Here is a 6,716-nt window from a genome sequence, read left to right on the forward strand (position 1 = left end):
AAAATATAAATACCTTTGACAAGCGCCGGATTATTTCGTAAACTGGTTAATTATGAATAACTTTGCAGATAGATTAACCGAAGCAATTCAGAAGAAAAAATCATGTGTCATCGTTGGATTGGACCCAAGGCTTGACCTGATTCCTAAAGCGCTTGCCGAAAAATACATTGGCGATAATGCTGATAATAAATCTATCAGCCGTCTGTTACTCCAATTTAACAAAGCGGTTATTAAAATTATTTCCAAGTATGCGGTTGGTGTAAAACCACAGTCAGCTTTTTATGAAAAGTATGGATGGTGGGGCGTTAAGGCGTTCTGGGAAACAATGGAATATTCTAGGAAGAAGGGTTTATTAACCATTGCCGATATAAAACGCGGTGATGTGCCTTCAACCTCCGAAGCTTATGCCGAAGCTTACCTGGGCAAAAATGCAGATGCAATAGATTCCGTTACCGTGAACCCTTTTTTAGGCGGGGATAGCCTGTTACCGTTTATTAAAGCGGCTAAGGAAAATGGGAAAGGTTTGTTTGTCCTTGTGAAAACTTCCAATGCCGGCTCCAAAGATTTTCAGGATAAACTGTTGGATGATGGAAAACCGTTATATAATTTCCTGGCAAGGAAGGTTAGTGACTTGAGTCAGGAGTTAGTTGGAGAAAGCGGATATAGCAGTGTCGGGGCTGTGGTTGGGGCGACCTTCCCGCAGGAAGCCAAAATATTGAGGGAGCTGATGCCCAGGCAGTTTTTCCTTGTTCCTGGCTACGGCGCGCAGGGCGCGACCGCGGATGATATTAAAATCTGTTTTAATCGTGATGGATTAGGTGCGGTAATAAATGCTTCCAGAAGCATTATTCATCCTTCAGGTAGGGGAAAAGAATCTTCCGTGAGTGATTGGAGCGATGCGGTTCGTTCGGCAGTTCTTGAGATGAAACAATCTATCCGTAAGATAATCAAGTAACAGAATGGATGATTATAAAACCTCAAATTATCATTCGGATCCTAAGCGCCTTTTTTATTGCCTTTCTTGTTTATCACTCAGCTGTTATTTATCCGCAAGGGGCTAAACCTGATTCCCAAGCGATAATCAAACCGAAATTAGCCGTCGGCCAGTGGGTTTTATACGAAATCAGTATCAGCAAGCATTCCGCTTCTGAAATCCGCTCATACCTCTTTAAAATAAACCTGGCAGGGGAAGAGCAAATTGAAGGCGAATCATATTTCTGGGAAGAAGTTTCGCTTGTGTCGGAAGGGGTATCTATAATATCATTGAAAAAAAACAGTTATGATAAACCGCGTAAGGTCATTTTCAAACGGGCAGGTTTCCAGGCGTTGGAAATAGAACAGGCTGATATAGAGCGTAAATTGAAAATCAATATAAGCAATATTATACCGGAATTTATTACGCCTTTCAACGGTGTGAATACTGATGGTAATATTTTGGCTTCAGACGAAAAGGTCAAATATACGGTTCCGGCAAACAGCAAGAAAATAATATGCCGGGAGTTTACGAGCAGCGATAAGGGTAAAAACCGTCAGGTTATTTCACTGGTTTCGGAAGATATTCCTATAACCGGTTTGGCTCAATCAACATGCGTGGGAAGGGGTTCTATTATTACAATCAAGCTGGTGAATTTCGGCCATAAAGGGGCAAAATCGGTTATCGATAGTAAGGTTTTGAAATTCGGTGAAATAAACAAATAATAATGAAAACCGGAAGATATTTTAATGGGTTGCTTACCGGCGCGTGCCTTTGGCTGGTATGCATGATGTTTATCGTTCCGGCGGTTGCCGGTTCTCCTGATTTGATTGAAATTATTTATAATTGGATTAAACCGGATTCACCTGCTATTGAGAAACTTCATAATGCATGCCTTGATTCTTTCGGGGATAAATGGGGGAATTATTATTTTTCCGAACTGCAATACTACCGCAAGGCGCAGACTGTAATTAATACCTTGTATAATGACATAGCAGGCGGTTATGCCGGATTAGATTATGATCAACTCGGGGAACAAATTAACGAGATTACTCCTAATCATTACGTCAACGGAAAGATTGTTGTATCTGAATATTTTCAACCTTCTGATTACCCTGATTATAATGTTACATATCATCAAGATACTCCCCAGGGCATTATACAAATAAGCCAAGGGAAGCTTGGCACTATCGGAGAGACCGTGGTTGGTATAACAGATGTTAAATATGTAAAGAATGAGGAATTACTTTTAAACCAGCCGGGTAAAATCCCTTCTTCCATGACATACATCGCGCAAGGCGCCGGTTATATCGTGAAAACGGCGTTGTTTCTCGGAGCAGGGATTAGCTTGGCTTCTTTTATTACCAGCCGGGAAATAGAGGAGGAAGTAAATAAGCCTCCGGTGGCAGGTTTTGTCATTTCCCCGACCGGAGGGACACTGCAAACTATTTATGAGGTAAATGCAGAAAGTTCTTATGATGAGGAAGATGATGCCCTGGACCTTTTGCTTCAATACCGCTGGGATTGGGAAAATGACGGTGTGTGGGATACCGGTTGGGCAACTGTTATAACCGCTACGCACCAGTATGCATTCGGCGGTGATAAAACAATCAAGATGGAAGTGATGGATAGCAAAGGAGCTGTTTCCAATACGACCAGGCTTCTCGGTGTGATAAGCGCGCCGGTCGCTATTTTCGTGATTACGCCTACCGCCGGTGTCTTTAGCACGGAATTTTATGTGAATGCGGAGGATTCTTATGACGTAGAAGATGATTTCAACGGTATTCCGCTTCACTATCGTTGGGATTGGGAAAGTGACGGTGTTTTTGATATTGATTGGACAACGGTGGCTACGGCAACACATCAATACGCAAGTACCGGTAATCAAGTAATTAGATTAGAAGTAATAGATAGTATTTCTAATGTCTCATCAGCCACTAAAATAGTTTCAATCGGGGCTGTTTTGGGTGATACTCCATGGCCTAAGTTTCGGCATAATCTTAGACAAACCGGTCAGGTGCCGGTAGTTGGGAAAAACGTAAGCACGGAAAAATGGTTTAAGTCGTTTACCATGGGGGTTAATGGTTCTCCTTCTATTGGAGGAAAGCCTTTAGAGGAAAAAACTATTTATATCGGATGTGATGACCGCAGGCTTTATGCAATGCGTGATTATAACGGAACTGTTAAATGGAGCTATCTGGTTAGTAATATTATTCGCTCTGCACCGGCTATAGATGATGAAGGCACCATATATTTTGGATGCAATGACGGGAAACTTTACGCTATAGTAGATAATATTAATAATGCTTCTGCCAAAGCGGGATGGCCGTTTGCAACCGGAGGACCGATAGTTTCATCCCCCACTATTAGTAATGACGGAACTATTTATGTCGGTTCTGATGACAGAAATCTTTATGCCATTACTTCGGGAGGAACACTTAGATGGGCTTTTCCTACAGGCGGTGAAGTTAAGGGTTCACCGGCTGTCGGCGATGACGGAACCATCTATGCATGTTCTTTTAATGGCCGTTTATACGCGGTAAATCCTGATGGTACGGAAAAATGGATGTATCCTACGCCTTCCGGCGACCCTGTTTATTCATCGCCCGCCATTGCTTCAGATGGAACAATATATTTTGGAAGCATAGATGGATATTTATATGCAATTAATACTGCCGGTAATCTTAAATGGAGGTTTGATACGCAGGGAAGTATTTATTCCTCCCCGGCAATCGGTCCTCTTGGAACTATATATATTGGAACGACTGCGGCTGGTGCAATAGACCCTGTGATTTATGGTATTACTGATACCGGTGGGGCACCGGTTGAGGCAATAAGTTTACCAGTCGGATCTGCGACCGTAGTTCGTTCGGCGCTTGCTGTGGATAGCCATAGCAATGTGTTTTTTTCATGTGATGATGGAAAGGTCTATATGGCTATGGGACCAGATGGGTTTTGGTCGTATACAATGGCGCCTCCCGGAACAATGGAGTTCATATCTTCTCCTGCAATCGGTTCAAATGGGATGATATATATCGGTGGTTGTGCCCAAAATAAAGTCGTTGCTATAGGAGCCGACCCTCTTGACCCGGCAGATATCCAGATAACCAAGAAGGCGAATAAGCAAAAGGCCATGGTTGGTGATGTCGTGACATATAAGATAACCTTAACCAATAATGGAGTTGACCCTACTGATATCAATAACCCCACCCAGTTAATCGACCGCATCCCGCCCGGCTTTAAATATATAAAGGGTTCCAGCATTTTAATAGACGGCGCTGGTAATATCACCCGGACCGACCCAACCGGATTTGATACAAATACACTAACATATGATGCCGGCTGGTTTGGGACAACCGCAACGGCGACCACAAAGGTAGTGTCTTATCAATTGGTCGTGGGAAGCGGTGTAGCCTTTGGCAAATACGAAAACCGCGCCTATGCCCGGTTCTGGTATAACAAGCCCCCGGTTACCGAAGGCACGTCGAATATCGCCCGCGAGGAAGTCCTGGTCGTGCCAGACCCGATATTCGATTTGGGCACGATTATCGGCAAGGTGTTTGAAGATACCAATGGCAACGGCATCCAGGATGAAGGGGAAGTTGGTGTCGGCCAGGCCAAGATAATAATGGAAGACGGCACGATTATCACCACGGATAAAGACGGCAAATACCACGTGCCCGGAGTAGCACCCGGGACGCATCTAATGCAAGTTCAAGGGTTCAATAGTTCAAAAGTGGTCAGGGTTACGGAAGGGCTTCTTTGCAAAGTGAACTTTCCTGTTCCGACAACACTTGAACGTTTAAACCCTGAAACTATTAAGCAATTGAATCTCGTTGTCTTAGGCGAAGGCATTGCCGGTTATAATGATACCTCAGGCAATATAGATATCGTAACTAAGAATAAAGTTAACGAAGGGCTTGATGATGGGTTTAACGCCAGAGGCAGATTAGCTTATTATTTATCAGGCACGTATAATAAAGACTACACGATTACTTCATCATTCGACAGCAATCGTAATAGGTACCGGGCGATGTCACGTTATATAGACCCGGACAAGTATTATCCGCTATACGGCGATGATTCCACTGTATCATGGGATGCCACCAATACGCAAGGGATGTTCTATTTATCAGCCGAGCATACGCCTTCGGCATCGCAGGTATTGGTGGGTAATTACCAGACCGACTTGGCTTCTAATGAGCTATTTGCCTATAACCGGACTCTTTACGGAGCCAAGGTGGCTTTGAACACGAATAATAATAGAGCTGATTATCTGTTTATCCCGAATACCGAGGTAAAACTGTTTGGAGCCAGGGCATACCAGGTGGCCGCTCACAATGAATTCCGCGCTACCGGGGGTTCCTTCTATTATCTTAAGCACAAGAATGTGATAGAGGGAAGCGAAGAGGTAAAACTTGTCTCACGCGACCAACTGACCAATCTGCCCACCCAGACGATTATTAAAACAAGGGGAGTTGATTACGAGATAGATTATGATATGGGGCGTATTATATTTAAGCAGGTTGTTAATTCGGTAGACCCAACAAGCAGTATTATATCAACCAATATCCTTAGCGGCAATGGGATGTATATCGTAGTGGATTACGAATACGAGCCCGACCGGACTCATTTAAATGAAGGGGTATACGGGGGAAGGGTGGCCTATTCGCCTATAGACGAAGTTACAATCGGGACGGGATATGTATCCGAAGAGGAATTAGATAAGGATTACACCTTAGGCGGAGCGGATTTGACGGTAAAACTGCCTTTAACTACTAAAGTCAAGGCGGAATATGCCCAGTCAGAATCGCGCGGCATCCCGAATTATGTTTCACTTAACGGCGGATTGACCTTTAATGAAGTAACTAATTTATCATCCTCAGAAGGAAGCGCGTATTATATCAAGGCAGATTCAAAACTGATAGAGAATATAACCACGGATGTTTATTACCAGCGCCTGCGGCCGGGATTTATGTCCTCCAACGCGGTAATACAGCAGGGCACGGCCAAATACGGGACAAGCATTAGCGATAAATTGACCGATAAACTCAATCTTAGCGCCAGGTATGATGTCCAGGAACTCTTGAAGAGTTATAACCTGGTTTCAGGTGCGTTAGTCGGAGGGGAAAAGACAGAAGTTACGAGCCTCCAGGGAAATTACAATATGACGGAAAAGCTCACTCTTTCCGGCGAATACCGTTACCAGAGCGTGGAGAATAAACTCGCTAATATTACGAGCGAAACCAATTCCGATACCTCGGTCGGCGCAGTCAGGGCGAATTACGCCTTGAGCCAGCGTGTTAATATGTATATGTCCCAACAGACGACCTTTAAGGGGCCGACCAATCACCAGACAAGCTTGGGCTCAACCATCCAGATTATGGATAATTTATCCGGAAATATCCAGGGGACTAGCGGCACGAACGGCAATTCGGCATTATTGGGCTTGAGCTCGGTGAATAAAGTGGGGGAAAAGACCGAACTGACAAACAGCTTTAACTATGGTATCAGCGAAAGCGCAACTAATGAAAGAACCAGGACCGCCACGACCACGGCCGGGGTTTCGAGCCAGGTGACGGATTCCACCAGATTATACGCATCAAAGCAATACCAGGTGTCATCGGGTGGGGCGGTGTCAACGGCCGATACCATCGGCCAGGATACGAATTTCACCAAGAACTGGATAGTCGGCTGCACCTTTGAAAGAGGTCTATTGAATAACTTTGACGGGACAGAGACT

At 44.3% G+C, this 6,716-nt stretch carries 3 protein-coding genes; all 3 read left to right on the forward strand.

What is annotated here, in order from left to right:
- Positions 1-52 precede the first annotated feature (52 nt).
- The gene (gene pyrF / locus HY811_06610; GenBank protein MBI4834471.1) at positions 53-955 is read left to right on the forward strand and encodes an orotidine-5'-phosphate decarboxylase; all 903 of its coding nucleotides are present in this window, start codon (positions 53-55) and stop codon (positions 953-955) included.
- A gap of 8 nt (positions 956-963) precedes the next feature.
- On the forward strand, positions 964-1,698 hold the full coding sequence (locus tag HY811_06615) for a hypothetical protein (GenBank protein ID MBI4834472.1): 735 nt from the start codon (positions 964-966) through the stop codon (positions 1,696-1,698).
- A gap of 2 nt (positions 1,699-1,700) precedes the next feature.
- The coding region (locus tag HY811_06620) for a PQQ-binding-like beta-propeller repeat protein (GenBank protein ID MBI4834473.1) at positions 1,701-6,716 on the forward strand (5,016 nt) is incomplete at its 3' end.

This window comes from Planctomycetota bacterium, assembly GCA_016207825.1.
GTDB lineage: Bacteria > Planctomycetota > MHYJ01 > JACQXL01 > JACQZI01 > JACQZI01.